Consider the following 19,845-nt stretch of genomic DNA (forward strand, 5'->3'; position numbering starts at 1 on the left):
ACTAATGACGGGATAATAGGTGAGGCCTGCTTTTGGCGCCTGTGACATTAATGAGGCGCCGAAAACGTCAGAATCGCCAATAGAGCCAGTGAGGCGACAGCCACCAATAAGAGCAGACCTGATTTTTTCATCGCTGGCTGTAATTTGAGTCGGCGCTCAACTGGGGTCATAGGGTGTTGTTTGTGCTCTGCCGCCACGCGGCGTCGGCCGGAGAGGGCGATGGCTAAAGAAAAGACGATGCAGGCAAAGAATAAGAATGCCAAGATGGGGACGATGACGATTTCCATAATAAGCTCCCGTGTTTTGATTATAAGTCGTTCTTATCTATGAGTGTATTCTAAAACCTTCGTTGTGTGAAATTTAAAATGAATATTTTGTGGTTTGCGGCTGTGCTGAGGCCAAACGGCCTCAGCCGGCGTGGAGCCAGCTGAGGCCAAACGGCCTCAGCCGGCGTGGAGCCAGCTGAGGCCGAAAAAACGCATCATGAGGCTTTAGAAATAGCGTTTTTTGTGGAAGATGTAGGCGACAAAGGCGCTGACGATCACCATGCTGGTGATGACGGCGCTGAACGCATGCGGTTCATCTTGATAAGGCAGCGGCACGTTCATGCCGTAAATGCTGGCAATAAGGGTGGGAATGGACAGCACGATGGTGATGGCGGTGAGCAGCTTCACGACGTGGCTGACGTTGTTTTGAATGATGTTGCCATAGGCGTCCATAACGTTATTCAGATTCAATTGGCTGATCTCGGTGACGGCTGAAACCTGCTGCAGCTCGACCACGGTATCGTCATACAGCGCTCGTTCGGCGTCGTTCATGCTCAATAAAGCATCGGCGTCTATTTGCTGCAGAAGATGACGCAGCTGTTTCAGCGAGGTGGCCATGTACAATAGGCTTTCGTTTAAGTACAGCAGCGTGTACAGCTCTTGGTTGCGGTAAGAATTGGCTAGCTCTTGTTCTGCCTGTTGAATGGCTGCTTCAACCACCTTCATAAAGCCGATAAAGGCATGGGCGGTTTGATTCAGCACGGTGAGGGCATTGTGGCTGCGGTTGGCTTGGTTAATTAAAATGTTATGCTGAATTAAAAAGCCACGATTGAAGAAACAGTCGGCCTGGCACACGGTGATGAGGTGCTGTTCGCTGAAAATAATGGCTAAGGGCATGGTGCGGTATTTGACATCGTCAAAGCTGTGTTCAACGGCTGAGTCGTTGAGGGGAACATGCACCAATAATAAGGTGTGTTGGCCATGGGTTTCTAAGCGTGGGCGTTCGTCTGGATTTTGTGCTGCGGTTAAAAATGCCAGCGGCACGTTTAACGTGCTGGCCACGGTTTTGAGTTCCTGGGCGTTGGGCGCCTGTAGCTGTATCCAGCTATTGGGGGTGATTTGCGCTACTTTTTGAAATTCGCCGGCGTGGGCGTTGTGATAAACAGTCATCATTTTATTACCTCTTTATTCTTTTCTATCTGGACCGATGCGTCGGTTTCCATTACATGCGTAAGTATTTTTTCTTGTAGAACAGCACCAGTAGGCCTGCACTGAGGGCTACCATAGCGATGCTGATGACGACGGTGGAGATCCACTCTTCTTCGTAGGGCAGGGCCACGTTCATGGAGAAAATACTGCCGATCATGGTGGGAATGACCATGATGATGGCTAAAGTGGTTAATACTTTCAGCACGGAGTTCAAGTTGTTGTGAATAATGGCGGCGTAAGCGTCCATCAGGTTGCTGAGACTCTCACGGCGCATTTCGGTGAGCGCCGCGGTTTGGGCAATGTCGTTGGCAATGGCCTCTAGGCGTTTTTGTTCATCTGCGTGAATCTTGACGTCGCGGCCGTCCATCAGACGTCGATACAAAATGGCCATGGCGCTGAGTGAGGTCGAAAAATACACCAAACTTTTATTCAAATTGATGAGGCTAAAGAGCTCTTTGTTTTGATAAGACGTTTTGAGCTTTTTCTGTAGGCGGCCCACTTCGGCATTGATGTGGCCTAAGTGGTCGTGATACGACTCGGCGATGGCTTTGAACAACAGCAGACTGAGCCGTGTTTTCATGTGGCTGTGAAAAGCCCCTTGCTTACCGGCCAGTAAGTCAGCCAATAAGGGTACTTCTTCTTTGGCGACAATGATGACATGGTCGGGCGCATGAATGATGCCGATGGGGAGGGTACGATAAGGAACCTCTTTGGCTAAATCAGCCTGTTGGACCGGTACGGGCACATTGAGGATGATCAACAGATTGTCTTGGTTTTTTTCAATGCGGGGGCGTTCATTGGGGTCTAGGGCACTGTTAAAAAAGTCATGGGGTACGTTCAGTGCGTTCGCAATGCGGTCTACTTCGGCCGTGGTGGGGTTGATGAGCGACACGATGGCGTTGTGGCTTAGGTCTGGGCCCAGAACCAATTGGCCTTGAGCGTTGCTGGTGTGAATGGTTAACATATGATTCTCCTACACGGCTTAAAGGATGCTGCGGGCTTTGAACGCACGCGTGATGAGGCTGGCAACGACGATGCCAATAACGGCCAATAGGGCCAAGATGTACGGTTCGTCTTGTAGCGGCAAGGGGGTATTCATGCCATACAGGCCGGCGATGCCCATGGGCACAGCCATGATGATCACGTAGATCGACAGGTATTGAACCACTAGGCTGAGATTGTTCTCAATCGCAGCAGAATAGGCGTCCATCAGGTTGCGCAGATTGGCGCTGTGGGTGGCGGCAATGGCGTGGGCCTGTTCGGTCGCGACCTTCACATCCAACAGCGTATTGTGCGTGTTCGATGAGGATGGCAGGGGTGATTGAGCGCACAGTCCGTTCAGCACCTGTACGTTACTGGCCAAAGAGTTGGCGAACCCAATCAGGCTTTTATTGTGATTGAGTAGCTTAAACACCTGGCGATTTTTAATCGACTTTTGTAGCTCTTGCTCGACGGTGGTGATCATTTTTTCAACTTTGTTTAACGCGTTAAAAAAATACTCGGCACCGGCAGCCAACAGCTGGGCGACGAGGCGGGCGGGCTCTGTCGCGACGCTTTGACCGACCACATCGTGGAATGCCTGGCTGTCTTGTTGGCACACAGTCAGCACCAGCTGGTCTTTGACGATGATGCTCATGGGCATCACGGCAAAGGGCGCGCGTTCTGTGGCCGCCAGCGGCAGCGGTAGATGAGTGAGCACAAGGTGGGCTTGGTTTTTACTGACGATGCGCGGCCTCGCCGTTGGGTCTAAGCTTGCTTGAATCAGCTCGGTCGCAATTTGGCATTGCTGTGCGACTTGATGGATTTCTTCCTTGCTGGGATTGATGAGTTTGAGCCAGCCATGGGTGGGCAAGGTTGTTTGAACCGATTGCCAGCCGTGTTGGGGATGATAAATTTGTAACATGTGAAACACCTTCCTATAACCGTTATTTTGTTTGCCGATGCCTTGAGCACCTACAAACCAGCCTGATTCCACCAGCGATTGATCATGTAGGCATAATCAATCGCCAATAAAAAAGCACGCCTCCAAAGAATGGGGGCGTGCGTAGGCATCACCGTTATCGGTCGATGCTGATGCCACACTGATGCCGTGTGCGCTTAAATAGCGCGCACGCAGCGTCCAGTGCGAATTCCCCCAAATCATTGAGTTTTAGCACTGTACGGCATAAGCAGTGACGATGAATTGTCGCTAGCTACGTTATAAACCACCTTATGTCGATGGTTTCTGTTCAAACCCGTTGGCGTCTTTGGACGTTTCTGGGCAGTAGCCTATCTCCGTACAGGAGCCTCACCTAACGAGGTTATGTCTGCAATTTGTCGGGCCATTATAGTCGGCTTTTTTTAAAAAGCCAGCACTATTGTTTTTTGTTTATAAAAAATATTTAAAATATTAGCCTTTTAAATCAATATTTAAAATATTTGAAAAGATCGTTCGGCGTCGCTTGATGCCTTACGGGGTATGAAGATGGCCCTTATGGCGAGCCGAAAAGTAAGTGCATAAAGAACAGGCGTTAAAAAGACGTTGGCATGCGTTGTTTTTTGGTTGTTTTTAGGTTTTTTGAACCTGTTTGGGATGGTGTTGGCGGCTCAGTGGTCGGGGTATAATGATTTAAATTGATGATGGAAATGGATGTTTATGGATAAATTATTGTTGCTGTTTCGAACCGAATTAAGGGCCCTTTTAGCGGTGAATCATTCGGATCGCAAGTGGGATATGCCGTTAATTGCGGCCTTGGCTTCTGGTATCCCCTTACTGGTTGGGGTGTATTTTGGGCGCTTTGATTATGGTCTGATCGCCACCTTAGGTGGACTGGTGTTTTTGTATTTACCGCCGACGCCCGTATGGCATAAAATGATGATCATGATGGCGGTTTCATTTGGCATGATTTTATGCTTTACGGCAGGGCTTTTAAGCCAGTTTCTGATCGTATTTTCTCCGCTTGTGATAGGGGTGATGGCGCTATTGGTGACGTTTGTCACGCGCTATTATTCCATTGGGCCGCCGGGCAGTATTTTCTTGGTGATGGTTGGGGCGATGCCCATTTATATGCCGATTGAGATTGAAGCCTTGCCGACCTATGTTGGCTTATTGACTTTGGGCTGTGTGCTGTCGTGCGTGCTGGCTTTTTTATACAGTATGGCGACGATTCATGTGGCCAAACGGGCGCCCAAAAATACCAGTCCTCTGTTAATCAGTGGTTTGGCCGTGGATGAATTGATCATTGATGCTTTGATTGTCGGTGTGTTTACGGGTCTGTCGCTGTGGCTGGCCCAAAGCTTAGGCATGCTGCGGCCTTATTGGGTGCCCATCAGCTGTTTGGCCATCTTGCAGGGCATGAATTTTCAGGCCATTTGGCATAAGCAAATACACCGCATCATTGGCACGATGTTGGGCCTAGTTTTGGCCTGGTGTCTCTTAAAAATTTCGTTTCAGCCTTGGCAGATCGCCATTATGATGATGGCGCTGACCTTTACCATTGAAATGGTGGTGGTGCGCCATTACACCACGGCGGCGATCTTTTTTACCCCTTTAACCATCTTTTTAGCCGAAGCGGGCAGTAAGGGCACGATTCCGGTTAATAGCCTGATCGAGGCACGCTTTTGGGATACGGTATTGGGCAGCGTGATCGGCTGTGTTGCAGGCCTGTGTTTGTTTCATCAGCCGACGCGGCTGTGGTTAAAACGCCTGCTCGAGCGTTTTAAACTGGCCTAGAACATCTTTTTTAAATATTTAATTGTTGCATTTTATACAACATTTTCATAAAAAATGATCAATCAATTCAATAGCCCTTTTTTGTCATAAAATAAATAAGACTCATTTGCATTTAATCCATTGCTAAAAGAAACGACGCCTGAGTATGATGCTTTTTTTAAATGGGGTGACGAACGTGAATCGATATGGATTAATCAGCATAGGCTTGGCCTTGGGCGTTTTAGGCGGCTGTGCGTCGTTGACGACCGATAAGATGCAGCCGATCAAAGTGGAGGCTTTTGATGCGGAAGGGAACAGTATTAAGGGCGCTAAATGTGTATTAACCAACAGTGCGGGCACGTTTTACAGCGAAACCCCTAATATGGCTTATGTACGTAAAGCCGCAGGCGTTCTGATGGTGAAATGTACGCAGCTTAATACCGAGGCGGTTGCAGATGGGGTGCTGACCTCTCGGGTGGGTGGTGCAGTATTTGGCAACATTATTTTAGGGGGCGGCATTGGCGCCATCATTGATACAGCCAGCGGTGTGGCCTATAACTATCCTGAATGGATACAGTTGATGTTGAATCAAACCTTTTACTTTGACCGCAAGCACCATGAAGATGGTCAGCCGACTCCTGCGTATACTGAAGGCAATCAGGGTCAGAAAATACCGGTTGAACCTCGTCAGCCAGTGGCACAGCCTTTGGCCGTGAGCGTGACGGAGGTGCCTGAAGCCGTGGCTGCGCTGCCTAAATAAACTTGGGCACGATTTGTGCCCATTACCATCGTCCCGACCGCCTACCGAATGGAGTCCTCAGATGAAGCCTTTAATATTAAATCGCGTATGTCTACGCGACTTTGTTGCCGCTGATCGGCCCTATGTTTATGCTGGCCTGTCTCACCCAGAGGTGATCAAGCATTATGGCATTAGCTACGACAGCCTCGAGGCGACTCAGGCGCAAATGCAGTGGTTTCAGGATATTGTGGCTACCAAGAGCGGTTACTGGCTGGCAATTGAAACGCTGGAAACGCGGCAGTTTGTGGGCGCCATCGGCGTATCTGATCGGCATTTGGTGCATCGTAGTGCTGAGCTAGGCTATTGGCTATTGCCAGACTATTGGGGCCAAGGCCTAATGGCGGAGGCTTTACAAGGGTTTTTAGACTTTGCCTTTGGCCGTTTAGGCTTACACAACGTTCATGCGCTGGTTGAAGTGCCCAATCAGGCATCACGTCAGCTGTTGGTGAGGGCAGGCTTTACGCTAGAAGGCATTATGCGGGAGTGTGAGTGGAAGGACGATGGCTATATTTCTTTGTGCCGTTATGCTCTGCTGCGGCATGAGTTTTCTAGCGGGGAAGAAGTTGGCTCTGAGGATTAGGGGTTGTCTTTATTTATTGAGTTTTTTGGGGGTGGGGTGGGTTGGAATGGCCTCTAAGCCATGGTTTGTTGTATTGTTTCCTATGCTCTTTTTTACGTCTACAGTGTGGGCCCTTAAGCGTAGGGTGGGCCGTGACCCACGCGGGTTTTAAATGTGGACACGTAAGCACCTTAGGAGTGGTGGGTAGGCTACGCTTTACCCACCCTACGCGACGGTCAATAATTCATGGTTTGTCACCATATTGGGTGGTATCGCACCTAAAAAAATAAAAGGCCGTGGGGGTGTTGTCCCTCACGGCCTTTTCCTTTAGGTCTAAGCCTGAGCCTGAATCACCAAAACGTCGGTATTGAACGTGCCTTCTGGCTGGATGGCAAAGTAGTCCCGCACTTCTTTGCCCATGGCTTGCTGCAGAGCTAGGATGGCATCTTGCATGACTTTCGGGGTACGCATGCGCGTCACCCAAGATTGAAACTCAAGGGTGAGTTTTTGCGTGTGTTGCTGCTGTACATGTAGACCAGCCTCGCCCAATAACCGCGCCCATTCGGCGACGGAGTAATCGCGAACGTGGCTTGGGTCACGCAGCACTTCAACTGTTTGTAAATAAGTGTCTAGGAGCGGTAGACCAGGGGCGCACACGTCAATAAACACCACTTGACCACCGGGTTTTAAGACCCGCTTGATTTCTCTAAGCGCCTGGCCGACGTCTTGCCAATGGTGGGCTGAATAGCGGCTGAACACATAGTCAAACTGCGCATCGGCGAAGGGCAGCTGTTCGGCCAGGCCTTGACGCGTGGTGATGTTGCTGAGGCCTTTTTCTTGCGCGGCTTGGGCCACTACCGTGAGCATGTCGTTGGCTAAGTCATAAGCCGTTACCTGAGCCACGAGTGGCGCCACGTGAAAGCTGACGTGGCCGGCGCCGCAGCCTAGATCCAATACGTGGGCTTGAGGTTGATCGGCAACGATGCTTTGTAGGTGAGCAAATTCAGTGCCTTGGGCGTGTACGCTGCTGTTTAGATAAGCATTGGCCTGTTCACCAAATTGGCTGGTGACGACTTGGGTATGGTTTTTCATGAAACGTCCTGATGATGAAGCGCGCTGTGTGACTGCGCGCGGTTAGTCTTTCTTTTAGTTATAGCATGTTTAAACGTAAAGTGAAGTTAAGTCTGCCCAGTTCGGCCAGTTTGTCCGTTGATTGACGGTGTTTTTGTGTCGATGTGGCTGGCGTCGAGATCGGCGTGAATCATGATTGACGCATGATACACATAAAAATTCTTTGTCTTCAATCGGCTATGCAGTTATTGATTGGACATGCTCTTGTGTCTTCCATACCACGAAATAAAGCTAAATGAATTCAATCTATTTTAAATTATTGATTTAAATGAGCGTTAGCCTAAACTGATTATCGTCACCTGCCGTTTTCTGGCTCAGGCCTGGCTAGGCACAAGACGCTTACAATAATGACCTAATGGGAGAAACCTTATGTGTACTCGAACCCTTTTTGTTGGCGAACACCATATGGTGATCACCGGGCGCAATATGGATTGGAAGGAAGATATGTCGACCAATCTTTGGGCTTTTCCGGCGGGCTTACAGCGTGATGGTGGCGCTGATGAGCACACGCTGAAGTGGGTCTCAAAATACGGTAGCGTGGTGGCCTCGGCCTATGAATTATGCTGTACCGATGGCATGAATGAGAAAGGCTTGGTGGCCAGCCTGTTGTATTTGGCTGAGTCAGACTATGGCGAACCCACGCTTGGGCGCCCGCAGCTGGTGATTGGGGCATGGGCGCAATATGTATTGGATTTATTTGCTACCGTGGCGGAAGCGGTGACGGTGTTGGCGGCCGAACCTTTTCAGCTGGTGGCGCCGGATTTGCCCACGGGACAGCATACCACCCTACATTTGGCCATTTCTGACCCCAGCGGTGATTCAGCTATTTTCGAGTATATTGAAGGCCGTTTGAGCATTCATCATGGCAAGCAATATAAGGTGATGACCAATTCGCCAACCTACGACAAGCAGGTGGCCTTAAACGAGTATTGGGAAGGCATTGGCGGCTTGGCTTTTTTACCCGGTACTAACCGTGCTGCTGATCGTTTTGTCCGAGCCTCTTTTTTATTAAATGCGATCCCTAAAACCTTGGCACCTCAGTATCTGGGGGCGATTCCCAAGCAAAGCTTTGATCATCAGGCGATGGCCGAAGTATTGAGCCTACAGCGTGCGGTTAGCGTGCCTTTAGGCATCAGCACGCCGGAAGAGCCCAATATATCTTCTACAATTTGGCGCACGGTCAGCGACCAAAAAAACTTAGTCTATTATTTCGATTCGGCCACCAGCCCGAATACCTTTTGGGTGTCGTTGGGTAACCTAGATTTTAAACCGGGGGCTTCGGTACGGAAGCTACTGATTCAAAATGGTGAGATCTATGCGGGTGAAGCCGCGCCGCATTTTAAAGAAGCCCAAGCATTTTCGTTTTCAGTGCCGCCCACCGCATCAGCCTAGGGCCGTGGTTGGCCGTCTAAACCATAGTTTTGGCCATCGATGCTGATGCTTTCTAGGGTGAGGGCATAGTCTTCAAAGCCAAAAATAGCGGGCAGAAAGCCAACGTCGATGGCCAAGCCGTAGCTGCTGTTTTTTTGGTTGGGCAGGGTGATGAGCTGAATCGCCATCTCGCTACTGTCGCTACCCACTGAACGGATCACGCGGTCGCTTTTAAGGGTTTCCGGTTGCTGGGTTTTGACATCGCCTTTGCCGGTGGCCAGCTGAAACGGCGTCTTGATGATGCCTTGGTTGAGGCTGAGCTGCCAGGCTAAGCTAAACGGGTCAAAGGCTTGATCAATCATGGGGGTGACGGTAGGCGTGTCTTTGGTTTTTCCTTGGCGGATTTCGTGGCGCTGATGGTCAAATACGGTTTGGGCGTACACTTGGCCGTTACGAATGTCTTGAAACAGTACGGGCTGGAGCTGATTGTCGACGAGGGTGCCGCGGCTGCGTAAAGTCACTTGGCGAAAAGGAATATTGGCCGTTACGGTGATTTCGTATTGGTCTTGCTGGCGCTGTAGCTGCATAACGGTAGGGAATAGGCCGATATAGGTCAGGGTTGCTGATTGCTGTGGCACCAGCGTGGTGCGCTGGCTTGGCGGGGTGACGACCTCTACGTGCTCCACCACTTCAGTCCAAGCTGAGTTCATGGCAGGTTCTGTAGCAAGGGCTAGGCTGGCGCCTAGCGTGGCTAAGAGGCTGAAAAGGACCGGATGGTGTAAGGGTGGCATGGGCATACTCACGGTTGGGTTAGGGGTGAGACGGCAAAAAGCCTAAAAGGTTTAGCGGCTGGGCTGTAAAGATGAATTTATTTAATCATGATCCTTGATTTAATCCATTATTCTTGGGCGACTTAATCGTGTAGTGTATGGTTTAAACACTATTCATAATATCAGGATAAAGGACGTTTTATGACTACTAGCCCACAATTAATTTCCGTGCGTCGCGCTGTTTTAGGTGACGGTTTAAGCATTGATCGGGCCATTCCCAGCCGCGCTTTACGTAATATTGGCGCTTGGTGTTTTCTAGATCATTTGGGGCCGGTTCAGGTTAAGAAGGGGCAAGGGGGCATCGACGTGGGGCCACACCCCCATATTGGCCTCCAAACGTTTACTTGGATGATTAAAGGCCATATCTGGCACCAGGACAGTTTAGGCTTTAAACAGCTGATCGCGCCCAAGCAGGTTAACTTGATGACGTCGGGCGAAGGGATTGTGCACACGGAAGAGACGCCAGCCGACACTGGGGATGAGCTACTACACTCGGTGCAGCTGTGGATTGCGTTGCCAGAAGGGCATAAAGACATGGCCCCGGCGTTTGAACACTATCCCGAATTGCCACAGTTTCAGCACGACGGCGTCGACATGATTTTATTGGTGGGTGAACTATTAGGCCATGCCTCTCCGGTACGCCTCCATTCGGCGCTGCTGGCGACCGAGCTGTATGCGAGTGAGGCCAAAACAGTGCATCTGCCGCTACAGCCAGAATTTGAATATGGGGTGATGGTGTTGGAGGGGCAGGCGGATGTGGGTGAGGCTCATGGTTTGGACAACCAAACCTTGGCGTATTTTCCTGCTGGTGGCGAGGCTTTAACCCTGAGTTTGGCGGCCAACACGCGTGTCTTTGTGGTGGCGGGTGAGCCATTAAATCAATCGCCCTTATTGTGGTGGAATTTTGTCGCCGACGATCATGAAACCGTGGCTCAGGCTCGGGAGGATTGGGCCAGTGGGGCGCCTCGATTTGGTGAGGTAGTGGGCTATGATGGCCCCCGCATGAGTGCGCCAGAGCTGGTGGGCCGCATTAAGCGCAAATAAATTCACACACAAAAAAACCGCCCCAAGCTGATTGGCTGGGGCGGTTTTTTGACGCTTAGAGTAGGCTGTTAGAATTTTTCTTGAATGATGCGGTTGCGGCGAACAAAGAAATAGAACAAGGCCAGCATGATGAACCACAGTGGCGTAAAGGCCAGTGCTTCCATCGTGTCTTTTTCTAAGGTGAGTAGGTACAGTACGGCGGCAAAGAATGCCAATACCACCCAGCACATGGCCACGCCACCAGGCATTTTGTAAATAGATTGTTCATGCAGCTCGCGGCGCTGTTTGCGATACACAATGTAGGAAATCAAAATGATCGACCACACGAAGATAAACAAAATGGCAGAAATGGTGGTGACCACGGTGAACGCACCCATGATGCTCGGCATCATCGACAAAATACCGTAGGCGATGGCGATGCAGATGCATGAGAATATCAAGCCATTGGCTGGCACATGTAGGCTAGACAGCTTAGCAAACAGGGCTGGAGCGGCTTTTTTCTCGGCCAGGCCATACATCATGCGGCTGGTTGAAAACACGCCGCTGTTGGCCGATGAGGCGGCAGAGGTTAACACCACAAAGTTCACCAAGCTGGCGGCAAAAGGAATGCCGATCAGCACAAACATTTCCACAAAGGGGCTACGGTCTGCAGCCACTTGGTCCCAAGGCGTCACCGACATAATCACAATGAGGGACAAAACGTAGAAGAAAATAATCCGTACCGGAATCGAATTGATCGCTTTGGGTAAGGTTTTCATTGGGTTTTTGGTTTCAGCCGCAGTGGTGCCCACAAGCTCAATACCCACAAAGGCAAAAATCGCAATTTGGAAACCAGCAAAGAAGCCAATGGCGCCGTGTGGGAACATATTGCCATCATTCCAAATATGGCCTAGTGAGGCCACGCTGCCGCTTGGCGATTGGAAGTCGCTTAATACCATGTATAGGCCAGTAACGATCAAGGCCACAATGGCCACGATTTTGATGAGGGCAAACCAGAATTCCATTTCCCCAAACAGCTTCACTGCCACGAGGTTTAAGGCCAAGAATGACACCACGCAGATTAACACCGGTATCCACGGATTAAGCTCTGGCCACCAAAAGTGGGCATAGCCTGCAATGGCAATCACGTCGGCTACGCCAGTGACGACCCAGCACAGCCAATAGGTCCAGCCGGTAAAGTAGCCGGCCCAAGGACCTAATAGATCGGAAGAGAAGTCGATGAACGACTTGTACTTCAGGTTAGACAGCAGCAGCTCACCCATGGCGCGCATCACAAAAAACAGCATGAAGCCGATGATCATGTACACGAAAATAATAGATGGGCCGGCCAAACTAATGGTTTTGCCTGAGCCCATGAATAGACCAGTACCAATGGCACCGCCAATAGCAATGAGCTGTACGTGACGATTGTCGAGACCTCGTTTGAGGTCGTCTTGAGGGATTTCAGTAGACATTTTTTTCTCCGTTTAAAGGCCGCGGTTAGCAGCCAAATCACTCAACTGATAAAGCAAATCTTTGTTTGAATCATTTATTATTGAGTGTTCGGTAGCATAGATATAAATAATCAGGGCGACAACGTTTTTTTTTAAACAGAGGTTTGTTTTTGTAATTTTAAATTTTATACGGTTGATTTTAAATAATTTATTTTTAACGGGCGTAGAATATGGCTAAAATCAGCCATAAAAAGTGGATGATGATTCATTATGTAGGGGCTAGGCTTTTTTTCAGCAGTAAAATCGGCCAGTGCTTAAGTAATGCGGTTTTTTTATGCCTATGGTGTGATGGAATGTGTGGTGAATTGTTTCAGTCTGTCGCTGTTTGTGAGCGGCATGGTGAAGATCGAGCAAAGTTTTGATTTATGCTAAACTTTATCTTTCAAAGGTCTGTTTCTTACGGGTATCCAGCAGGCCTCATCAAGCATGGTTCTGAGCCCGATAGACGCTGCGTTCGCAGCTTGTACGCTATTTTACACAACAGGACTTTCATATGATCATACGTTTATCTAAGGCGCTGATGGTGTGCGCCATTGCTTTTTTCTCGACCTTAGTGGCCTTTGGCAACATCACTGACTACGACACTAATTTTGCTTTTGTACACCATGTGTTCGCGATGGACACTATTTTTCCAGATGCCCGCATCACCTATCGCGCCATCCATAATGACGTGATTCAAAATCTAGGCTATATCGGCATCATCTGTTTGGAAACCCTGACGGCCATTTTGTGCTGGATTGGGGGCATTAAGCTGCTTAAAAACCTGAAGCAGCCAGCTCAGGTATTTAACCAACAAAAAAACGTGGCCGTGGCCGGTCTAAGTTTGGGCTTCCTAACCTGGCAAGTGGCCTTTATGTCGGTCGGGGGCGAGTGGTTTGGCATGTGGATGTCGCAGCAATGGAACGGCGTACCGGATGCGTTTCGTTTTTTTGTGACTATTTTGCTGGTGTTGATTTATCTGGTTCAGCGTGATGTTGATGCCGAGGAAGCTGCTTGAATAGACGGTCGTGTTTTAAAAAGCCCAGACGGGCTTTTTTTGTTGCTTCATCAGTCGCCTAGGGGTTAGGATGAATGTATATTAATATACACAAAGACGAGGTGGTGATGAGGGAAGCTTTACGACAGCTGCTGGCGGAACTGGCCGCCTTTGGCAATAAAAATGATGAAAGCACCAGCGAACGTTGTTTAAAAATGTTGAACATCACGCCAGAAACCGGTTCGTTTTTGGCATTGCTGGTACAAAGCACGCAGGCGAAGCGGGTGTTGGAGATCGGCACGTCGAATGGATATTCGACTTTATGGCTAGCGGATTCGGTCCAGCGTTTAGAGGGCCAGGTGATCACGCTGGAGCGCAGTGATTACAAGGCCAAAATGGCGGCCGCAAACTTTAAGGCTTCAGGCTTACGCAATATCCAGCTGTTTACGGGGGATGCGGGTGTTTTTCTAGCCGATGAGGCGCACGAGCCGTTTGACCTGATTTTTTTAGACGCCAAGCGTGAGGATTATGTGGCTTGGTGGCCAGATTTACGGCGGCTGTTGCGTCCACAAGGGTTGCTGGTGGTGGACAATGCGCTGTCTCATCAAACCCAAATCCAGCCATTAGCCGATTTAATTGAGGCCGATCGAGGCTTTATGAGTAGCCTGGTGCCGATCGGTAAAGGTGAGCTGCTGGCGGTGAAAATAGCACCTGCTGAGGTTTAAAAAACCGCGCCTTAGGCGCGGTTTTTTTATGGAGCCATCTTAGGGCTGTGGCTTAAACGGCAGGGTATACACCGTATTGTGGTCAACGCGGCGGCGCTGCGGGTCTAGGTATTTCGGCTCTGGCTGATTGTCTGTGGTCCAGATTGAAAAGTCATCATCGTTAACCACCGCCAGCGTGTGGGCGTCCATGAGCCACATACCTTCTAGCTTATCGTGTGGATAATTCAAACTTTTGACCAAGTCAGCCACCAGGGTTTTTTGCACCGGTATCAGGCCTAGCTGAGCAAAGTCAGCCCAGTCGTGGTTGAGACGATATTGCTCTAAGGTTTGGCCTTGAATGAGGAGGCCTAGCTGCGGGTCGTGGCTGAAGACGTCATTAGCCTGAATGGCGTTGAGGTCAGTGGCCTGGCTTAAATCAATCTGATAAATGTGCTTCATGGTGTTCGGCTGCTTTAACGCAAACTGGCCGTCGCGTTCAATCACTAAAAACTGGCCGTTGGCTAAAGCCATAATGCCGGAATTTGAATTTTCAGCTAAGGCCTGTGGATATAAATACTGTTTGGTTTGGCCTGTTTTAAGGTCGACGCTGACGATGCGCGTGAGGTCGGAGCGATGCGCGGCTTTATTGGGGTTGGATAGGGCTGACTGCATGATGCCCACTAAGGTTTGTTGGTCTGGCGTGATGGTTAAGCCTTCCATGCCACGGTTAGGGCGACGGTTGGCCAGCTCGGCCGGTAGATTAAATTCTGCCCGAACGTCTTGTGAAAACGGATTGATGCGGCCGATTTCAACGCCATTGGCGTCAAAATGCACCATGTGCGGCCCGTATTCATCGCTGACCCAAAACGTGCCGTCTGTAAGCGCGGCTAAGCCTTCGCTGTCCAAGCCATCTGGGTCCCAGCGAATGGGATTGGTGTCGGGGTGATACGGTTTATCGGCGTCGACGGTGATGACGCTGCCGTCGAGGCGATAGGGAACTTCTAAGGTGCCGCCTATGCCTGGTGGGTTGGGTAAGCCACTAATGGGCTGGCCTTGGCGATTTTTTAAGGTAATGGTTTTGAGTAAAGCGATGTTTTGCTGGGCATCAATGGCAAAAAGGCCAATGCTGGGGGTAAAGTCGGGGGTTGGGAAAATCTTGCCTGCGCCGTGTTCACCCTTGGTGTCTAGATTAGGGCCGCGGTCGGTTAAGGCGTAAAACTGGCCAGCGATGCTGGGGTGGGCAGCGGCGTCAGAGCCAAAGCCACCGTGGTTAATGGTTAAAGGTGGGCCTTGGGTTGTGGTGAGGGTGGCCAAGATTTGGTAGGGTAGGATTTGGCCTTTAGGCGCGCTGGCGCAGGCGCTTAAAGCAAATAAAGTGGCTAAAGTAACGCTGAGCGTCAGGGCGTGAGGGCGCATGAGAGACCATGATCAGGAAGAAGAAGCCTGTAGTGTAAGCGCGAAATGTGACCAAATCATGACGCTACGGTCTGGGCGGCAGTCGGCGCTACAGCAGAGGGGGGAAGTCGCTTATAATGAGGGCATCGCGGCATATGGAATGAGCAGCATGAAACTATTACACACCTCTGACTGGCATTTGGGCCGTCAGTTTCACCAAGCTTCGCTATTGGCAGACCAGCGCCACGTACTCCAACAGATTGTGGCTTATATTGAGGCTTATCAGGTGAGCGCACTCTTGGTCAGCGGTGACATCTACGACCGATCAGTGCCACCGGCAGATGCCGTGGCGCTGTTGGATGAGGTGGTGAGCGAAGTATGCGGTCGCTTAAAAACGCCGCTGATTTTAATCTCAGGAAATCACGACAGTGCCGTGCGGCTGCGCTTTGGCGCCAGCCAGCTAAAAGCCTCTGGCTTACACATTCTGGGCGATTTGGCGCAGGTGACCGAACCAGTAGTGATCCAACAGGGCGAGCAAACGGTTCATGTGTACGGCGTGCCCTACCATACGCCGGAAGAAGTGCGTACAGAACTAGGGCTGTCGGTACGCACCTTTGATGAGGCGCATACGGCCCTAGTCGAGGCGATTGTGACGCAGATGCGGCCGGACGTGGCCAATGTGTGCATGAGTCACTGCTTTGTCAGCGGCGCGGCGGCTTCTGATTCAGAACGGCCTCTGGCCATCGGCGGTGCCGATCAAGTGGCGGCCGCGCCGATGTTGCCGTTTGATTATGTGGCCTTAGGCCATCTACATAGCCCTCAGGCCAAAGGTGCTGAGCACATACGCTATTCGGGCTCCTTATTAAAATACAGCTTTTCTGAGGTGGGTCAGAAAAAGGGCGTGACTTTGATCACGCTGGCCCAGCAACGCGTGGCTGAAATCACTCATTTACCCCTCACGCCCTTGCGTGACATGCGCATCATTGAAGGCACGCTGGCCGAAGTGAAGGCGCAAGGCGGCGTCGACCCCGCGGCGGATGACTATGTTTTGGTGCGCTTAACCGATCAGCAGGCCTTACTTGATGCGATGGCCCAGGTAAGGGCGGTATACCCTAATGTGTTGCATATGGAGCGGCTGGCTTTTAATCAAGAGCGGCCGGTGAATGTGAGCCAGCGGCAATTAAAAAAAGGCCCATTGGCGCTCTTTGATGATTTTTATCAGCAGGTTCAAGGCCAGCCATTGAGTGAGGCTCAGGCTGAGGCCATGACGGCGTTGGTGAGTGAGCTGACCACGAAAAATAAGGATTTGGCATGAGGCCTTTGGTTTTACAGATACAGGCTTTTGGGCCTTTTTCCGGCACCGAACGGGTAGATTTTAGGCTGCTGGGTGAGCATCCGCTGTTTTTAATTAACGGACCAACAGGGGCGGGTAAAAGTGCTTTACTCGACGCCATTTGCTTTGCTCTTTATGGCCAAACCACCGGCAATGAACGCGAAGGGGCACAAATGCGCTGCGATCTGGCACCAGAGCAGCTGCCCACGCAGGTGCAGCTAACATTCCAGCTCGGCGCTAAGCGCTATCGGATTGAGCGTATGCCGCAGCAGCAGCGGCCGAAAAGCCGTGGCGAGGGTTATACCGACCAGGCTGCCGAGGCCACGCTGTATGAGTGTGCCGATGATGGGGCAGAGCGCCTGATGACGAGCCGTAAAGTGACGGAGGCTAATGCGGCGATTGAAGAGCTACTTGGCTTGACGGCAGAGCAGTTTCGGCAGGTGATGATTTTACCGCAGGGGCAGTTTCGGGCCTTATTGCTGGCAGACTCCAAATCACGTGAACAGATTTTTAGCCGTTTGTTTCAAACCCAAATTTATCAGCGTATCGAAGAGGCGCTTAAGCAAAAAGCCAGCGGCATTCAACAAGCCAAGCTGGCCCACGATGAGCGGGTGAAGGGCCTGCTGCTGGGCGTGGACGTGGCTGATGAAGAGGCCTTGTTGGCCGAGCTGGCGACGGCGACGCAGGCTTTGGCGGCCGCTAAGGCGCAGCGGGCTGATGCTCAGGCGCAGCTGCATCGGGCCAGTACCGCTCAAGCCGAAGCCACGCAGCTGCAAGCACAGTTTGAGGAGCAGGCTCAAACCCAGACGCGCTTACAGCAATTACAGCTGGCGGCACCGGCGATGCAAGATGTTCAGCAGCGGTTGGTGCGGGCTCAGCAGGCTCAATTGATTCAGCCCGCGTGGCGACAGCAACAGCAGGCAGAGCAGGCGGTGCTGAACGTACAACAGCAGCTCAGTTTGGCATCGGCACAGTTGGTTCAGTCGACTCAGGCTGAAGCCGCTCACCAGGCCGCCTTACGTTTGGCTGAAGGCCAGTCAAGACAGATTGATCAGCTCAAGCAGCAGCTGCAGGCTTTAAATGGTTATGAACAGCAGCAGGTACCGTTGGTGGCGGCGCTGGCCCAACAGCGCGCACAAAGTGCTGAGGTGAAAACGGCAGAGCAGGCCTTGCTGGCGGCCAGACAGCACTATGCTCAACAAAATCGATTGCTAAAGGCTTTAACCGAAACCGTTGAGGCAGACCAGATTGCGTTGGCAGGCTTAGCCACCCTTCAGCAAAGCGCTCAGCGCAGTGCTGAGCGGCTGAAAGGGAAGCAAAAGTGGGCTCGTCTACAGGTGCAGCAGCAAGAATCCTCAGCCAAGCATCATCAGGCCCAGCAAGCCTTGGCCGTTGCGCGTGACGCGGTTGAGGCTGCGGATGTCGCCGCCAAAACTAAGGCCTATGCCTGGCATAGCCAGCAAGCTGCTTGGTTAGCAGCGCAGCTGCAAGCGGGATTAGCCTGTCCAGTATGCGGCAGCACCACCCATCCTGCACCGGCGCTGGCTCAAGGTGATCTGGTGGATGAGGCCAGCGTGGCAGAGGCGAACGAGGGTTTGGCCCAGGCCGTTTCGGCCCAGCATCAAGCAGAGCAAGCCGTGCATCGATGGGTGACTGAGCTGAATTTATTGGCTCCGCAGCTGGCTGAGCTTGAGGCTGGCTTGGGTGAGTGGGCAGCGCAGTCGGTAGCCGAACTTGAGGTAGCGGCGATTGAGGCTGAGGCGCAGTGGCAGGCCTTACTGCGTCGGCAGGTGCAGGCTGAAACGCATCGCCAACAGTTAAAACAGCAGACGCAGGCTTTACAAGAGGCCCAAACGCAAGGAGAGGCACTGGCCCAGACGCTGCAGCAGGCAGAAAAACAGCTGGCCGAGCAGGCCGTCACGGTGGGAAAACTGGAAGCTTTATTGCCTGAAGCCTATCGTCGTCCTGAAGCGCTGGCGCAGGCACGAGACCAAGCACAGCGTGCGTTGACAGCGGCAGAAACAAGGCTCCATAACGCGCAAACGGCTTGGCAGACCAGTCAGGCTGAACTAGCCGCCGCCGTGGCCCATCAGGCCAATGCTGAACGGCAGCTACAGGCGGCAGAGCAGGCGCGAGCAGAAGCGCAGGCTCAATGGCAGCAGCAGTGGCAGGCCTACTTTAAGGATGAGGCCGAACAGCAGGTGGCGTTAGCCAGTCCGGAGGCCATGGCGCAGTGGCAGGCTCAGCTGGCTGAACACCAAGAAGCCTTACAAACGCAGCAAGGCCGCTTGGCGGGATTGGTCCAGCTCTTGCAGGCTAAAGAGTGCCCAGACATGGCGGGGCTACAAGCGACACAAGAGGCTGCTGCGAGCGTGGTGGCTGAACAAGAGGCTTTATATGAAACGTGTTTTCATCGATACCAAGCCTTAACCAGCACCCAGCGCAAGCTCTTGCTGGCCCATCAGGCCAATGCCGAATTAGAGGCTGAGTTCGCCATTTATGGCACCCTCAATGAGGTGGCTTCTGGCCGCCACGGCGCTAAAATTAACCTACAGCGCTTTGTGTTGAGCGTTTTACTGGATGATGTGTTGATTCAGGCCTCAACCCGATTGCGCTTGATGAGTAAGGGCCGTTACACGCTTTTGCGTAAAGATGAAAAAAGCAAGGGCAATCGCGCCAGCGGTTTGGATTTGCAGGTAGAGGATGCCTATACAGGTAAGGCTCGTGACGTGGCGACGCTTTCTGGGGGTGAGTCATTTTTGGCGGCCTTGGCTTTGGCGTTGGGTTTGTCGGACGTCGTACAGGCCTACTCGGGCGGGGTGCGTTTGGATACTTTATTCATCGACGAAGGTTTTGGCAGCTTAGACAGTGAATCTTTAGATTTGGCCATGAATACCTTGATTGACCTTCAGGCCAGTGGCCGCATGATTGGTTTGATCTCACATGTATCCGAGCTGAAAGAGCAAATGTTGCTGCGTATTGATGTGGTGCCCAGCCTAATGGGCAGCCGTATTCGCCTTCATGAGACAGCACTGAGTTAGCGC

17 protein-coding genes and 1 riboswitch are annotated in these 19,845 nt (G+C 51.5%); of the genes, 9 read left to right on the top strand and 8 right to left on the bottom strand.

Going from position 1 to position 19,845, the window contains the following annotated elements:
• Positions 1-47: 47 nt before the first annotated feature.
• The 4 genes from AB8Q18_02750 to AB8Q18_02765 all read right to left on the bottom strand — a co-directional run bounded on the left by AB8Q18_02750 (position 48) and on the right by AB8Q18_02765 (position 3,378).
• Positions 48-287 (bottom strand): hypothetical protein, encoded by a 240-nt coding sequence (locus AB8Q18_02750; GenBank protein ID XDZ51980.1) that lies wholly within the window; start codon positions 285-287, stop codon positions 48-50.
• Between the two features lie 204 nt (positions 288-491).
• The gene (locus AB8Q18_02755) at positions 492-1,439 is read right to left on the bottom strand and encodes a magnesium transporter CorA family protein (protein ID XDZ51981.1); all 948 of its coding nucleotides are present in this window, start codon (positions 1,437-1,439) and stop codon (positions 492-494) included.
• Positions 1,440-1,488: 49 nt separating this feature from the next.
• The gene (locus AB8Q18_02760) at positions 1,489-2,439 is read right to left on the bottom strand and encodes a magnesium transporter CorA family protein (protein ID XDZ51982.1); all 951 of its coding nucleotides are present in this window, start codon (positions 2,437-2,439) and stop codon (positions 1,489-1,491) included.
• 18 nt (positions 2,440-2,457) lie between these two features.
• Positions 2,458-3,378 carry a magnesium transporter CorA family protein gene (locus AB8Q18_02765; GenBank protein ID XDZ51983.1) on the bottom strand — a complete coding sequence of 307 codons (921 nt, stop codon included), beginning with the start codon at positions 3,376-3,378 and terminating at the stop codon, positions 2,458-2,460.
• Positions 3,379-3,601: 223 nt separating this feature from the next.
• Positions 3,602-3,781, bottom strand: a riboswitch (M-box (ykoK) riboswitch).
• A 329-nt stretch (positions 3,782-4,110) separates the two neighbouring features.
• Between AB8Q18_02765 and AB8Q18_02770 the strand changes: the two genes are divergently transcribed.
• The 3 genes from AB8Q18_02770 (at position 4,111) to AB8Q18_02780 (ending at position 6,545) form a co-directional block, all read left to right on the top strand.
• A complete protein-coding gene (locus AB8Q18_02770; protein XDZ51984.1) occupies positions 4,111-5,187 on the top strand; it encodes an FUSC family protein in 1,077 nt (358 codons plus the stop codon).
• Positions 5,188-5,362: 175 nt separating this feature from the next.
• Complete coding sequence (locus AB8Q18_02775) at positions 5,363-5,926, top strand: hypothetical protein (protein XDZ51985.1); 564 nt, start codon at positions 5,363-5,365, stop codon at positions 5,924-5,926.
• A 61-nt stretch (positions 5,927-5,987) separates the two neighbouring features.
• Complete coding sequence (locus AB8Q18_02780) at positions 5,988-6,545, top strand: GNAT family N-acetyltransferase (protein XDZ51986.1); 558 nt, start codon at positions 5,988-5,990, stop codon at positions 6,543-6,545.
• Between the two features lie 312 nt (positions 6,546-6,857).
• Here the strand turns inward: AB8Q18_02780 and AB8Q18_02785 are convergent, their stop codons facing one another.
• On the bottom strand, positions 6,858-7,616 hold the full coding sequence (locus AB8Q18_02785; protein ID XDZ51987.1) for a class I SAM-dependent methyltransferase: 759 nt from the start codon (positions 7,614-7,616) through the stop codon (positions 6,858-6,860).
• A gap of 408 nt (positions 7,617-8,024) precedes the next feature.
• Between AB8Q18_02785 and AB8Q18_02790 the strand changes: the two genes are divergently transcribed.
• The gene (locus AB8Q18_02790; GenBank protein ID XDZ51988.1) at positions 8,025-9,047 is read left to right on the top strand and encodes a linear amide C-N hydrolase; all 1,023 of its coding nucleotides are present in this window, start codon (positions 8,025-8,027) and stop codon (positions 9,045-9,047) included.
• Here the strand turns inward: AB8Q18_02790 and AB8Q18_02795 are convergent.
• Positions 9,044-9,736, bottom strand: coding sequence for a hypothetical protein (locus AB8Q18_02795; GenBank protein ID XDZ51989.1), 693 nt, complete (start codon positions 9,734-9,736; stop codon positions 9,044-9,046). The genes AB8Q18_02790 and AB8Q18_02795 overlap by 4 nt on opposite strands.
• A gap of 261 nt (positions 9,737-9,997) precedes the next feature.
• Here AB8Q18_02795 and AB8Q18_02800 point away from each other — a divergent pair, with 261 nt between their 5' ends.
• Entirely contained in the window at positions 9,998-10,900 is a 903-nt protein-coding gene (locus AB8Q18_02800; protein XDZ51990.1) for a pirin family protein, read from the top strand.
• A 68-nt stretch (positions 10,901-10,968) separates the two neighbouring features.
• Here the strand turns inward: AB8Q18_02800 and cycA are convergent, their stop codons facing one another.
• Positions 10,969-12,354 (bottom strand): D-serine/D-alanine/glycine transporter, encoded by a 1,386-nt coding sequence (gene cycA / locus AB8Q18_02805; protein XDZ51991.1) that lies wholly within the window; start codon positions 12,352-12,354, stop codon positions 10,969-10,971.
• A 532-nt stretch (positions 12,355-12,886) separates the two neighbouring features.
• Between cycA and AB8Q18_02810 the strand changes: the two genes are divergently transcribed.
• Both AB8Q18_02810 and AB8Q18_02815 read left to right on the top strand, forming a co-directional pair.
• Positions 12,887-13,390 (top strand): DUF2165 family protein, encoded by a 504-nt coding sequence (locus AB8Q18_02810; GenBank protein ID XDZ51992.1) that lies wholly within the window; start codon positions 12,887-12,889, stop codon positions 13,388-13,390.
• Positions 13,391-13,464: 74 nt separating this feature from the next.
• Positions 13,465-14,094 carry an O-methyltransferase gene (locus tag AB8Q18_02815; protein ID XDZ51993.1) on the top strand — a complete coding sequence of 210 codons (630 nt, stop codon included), beginning with the start codon at positions 13,465-13,467 and terminating at the stop codon, positions 14,092-14,094.
• 39 nt (positions 14,095-14,133) lie between these two features.
• Here AB8Q18_02815 and AB8Q18_02820 read toward each other — a convergent pair whose 3' ends face one another.
• Entirely contained in the window at positions 14,134-15,489 is a 1,356-nt protein-coding gene (locus AB8Q18_02820) for an esterase-like activity of phytase family protein (GenBank protein XDZ51994.1), read from the bottom strand.
• Between the two features lie 148 nt (positions 15,490-15,637).
• Between AB8Q18_02820 and AB8Q18_02825 the strand changes: the two genes are divergently transcribed.
• On the top strand, positions 15,638-16,783 hold the full coding sequence (locus AB8Q18_02825; GenBank protein XDZ51995.1) for an exonuclease SbcCD subunit D: 1,146 nt from the start codon (positions 15,638-15,640) through the stop codon (positions 16,781-16,783).
• Positions 16,780-19,842, top strand: coding sequence for an AAA family ATPase (locus AB8Q18_02830; GenBank protein ID XDZ51996.1), 3,063 nt, complete (start codon positions 16,780-16,782; stop codon positions 19,840-19,842). Before AB8Q18_02825 ends, AB8Q18_02830 begins: the two co-directional genes overlap by 4 nt.
• Positions 19,843-19,845 lie beyond the last annotated feature (3 nt).

The sequence above is a fragment of the Neisseriaceae bacterium CLB008 genome (assembly GCA_041228285.1).
Lineage (GTDB): Bacteria > Pseudomonadota > Gammaproteobacteria > Burkholderiales > Neisseriaceae > JAGNPU01.

Bases quoted from the DNA above. Each gene is read 5' to 3' on its own strand.
- AB8Q18_02825 (XDZ51995.1), top strand. From the start codon at position 15,638: ATGAAACTATTACACACCTCTGACTGGCATTTGGGCCGTCAGTTTCAC.
- AB8Q18_02830 (XDZ51996.1), top strand. From the start codon at position 16,780: ATGAGGCCTTTGGTTTTACAGATACAGGCTTTTGGGCCTTTTTCCGGC.
- AB8Q18_02765 (XDZ51983.1), bottom strand. From the start codon at position 3,378: ATGTTACAAATTTATCATCCCCAACACGGCTGGCAATCGGTTCAAACA.
- cycA (XDZ51991.1), bottom strand. From the start codon at position 12,354: ATGTCTACTGAAATCCCTCAAGACGACCTCAAACGAGGTCTCGACAAT.
- AB8Q18_02785 (XDZ51987.1), bottom strand. From the start codon at position 7,616: ATGAAAAACCATACCCAAGTCGTCACCAGCCAATTTGGTGAACAGGCC.
- AB8Q18_02815 (XDZ51993.1), top strand. From the start codon at position 13,465: ATGTATATTAATATACACAAAGACGAGGTGGTGATGAGGGAAGCTTTA.
- AB8Q18_02800 (XDZ51990.1), top strand. From the start codon at position 9,998: ATGACTACTAGCCCACAATTAATTTCCGTGCGTCGCGCTGTTTTAGGT.
- AB8Q18_02755 (XDZ51981.1), bottom strand. From the start codon at position 1,439: ATGATGACTGTTTATCACAACGCCCACGCCGGCGAATTTCAAAAAGTA.
- AB8Q18_02795 (XDZ51989.1), bottom strand. From the start codon at position 9,736: ATGAACTCAGCTTGGACTGAAGTGGTGGAGCACGTAGAGGTCGTCACC.
- AB8Q18_02760 (XDZ51982.1), bottom strand. From the start codon at position 2,439: ATGTTAACCATTCACACCAGCAACGCTCAAGGCCAATTGGTTCTGGGC.
- AB8Q18_02820 (XDZ51994.1), bottom strand. From the start codon at position 15,489: ATGCGCCCTCACGCCCTGACGCTCAGCGTTACTTTAGCCACTTTATTT.
- AB8Q18_02810 (XDZ51992.1), top strand. From the start codon at position 12,887: ATGATCATACGTTTATCTAAGGCGCTGATGGTGTGCGCCATTGCTTTT.
- AB8Q18_02750 (XDZ51980.1), bottom strand. From the start codon at position 287: ATGGAAATCGTCATCGTCCCCATCTTGGCATTCTTATTCTTTGCCTGC.
- AB8Q18_02770 (XDZ51984.1), top strand. From the start codon at position 4,111: ATGGATAAATTATTGTTGCTGTTTCGAACCGAATTAAGGGCCCTTTTA.
- AB8Q18_02780 (XDZ51986.1), top strand. From the start codon at position 5,988: ATGAAGCCTTTAATATTAAATCGCGTATGTCTACGCGACTTTGTTGCC.
- AB8Q18_02790 (XDZ51988.1), top strand. From the start codon at position 8,025: ATGTGTACTCGAACCCTTTTTGTTGGCGAACACCATATGGTGATCACC.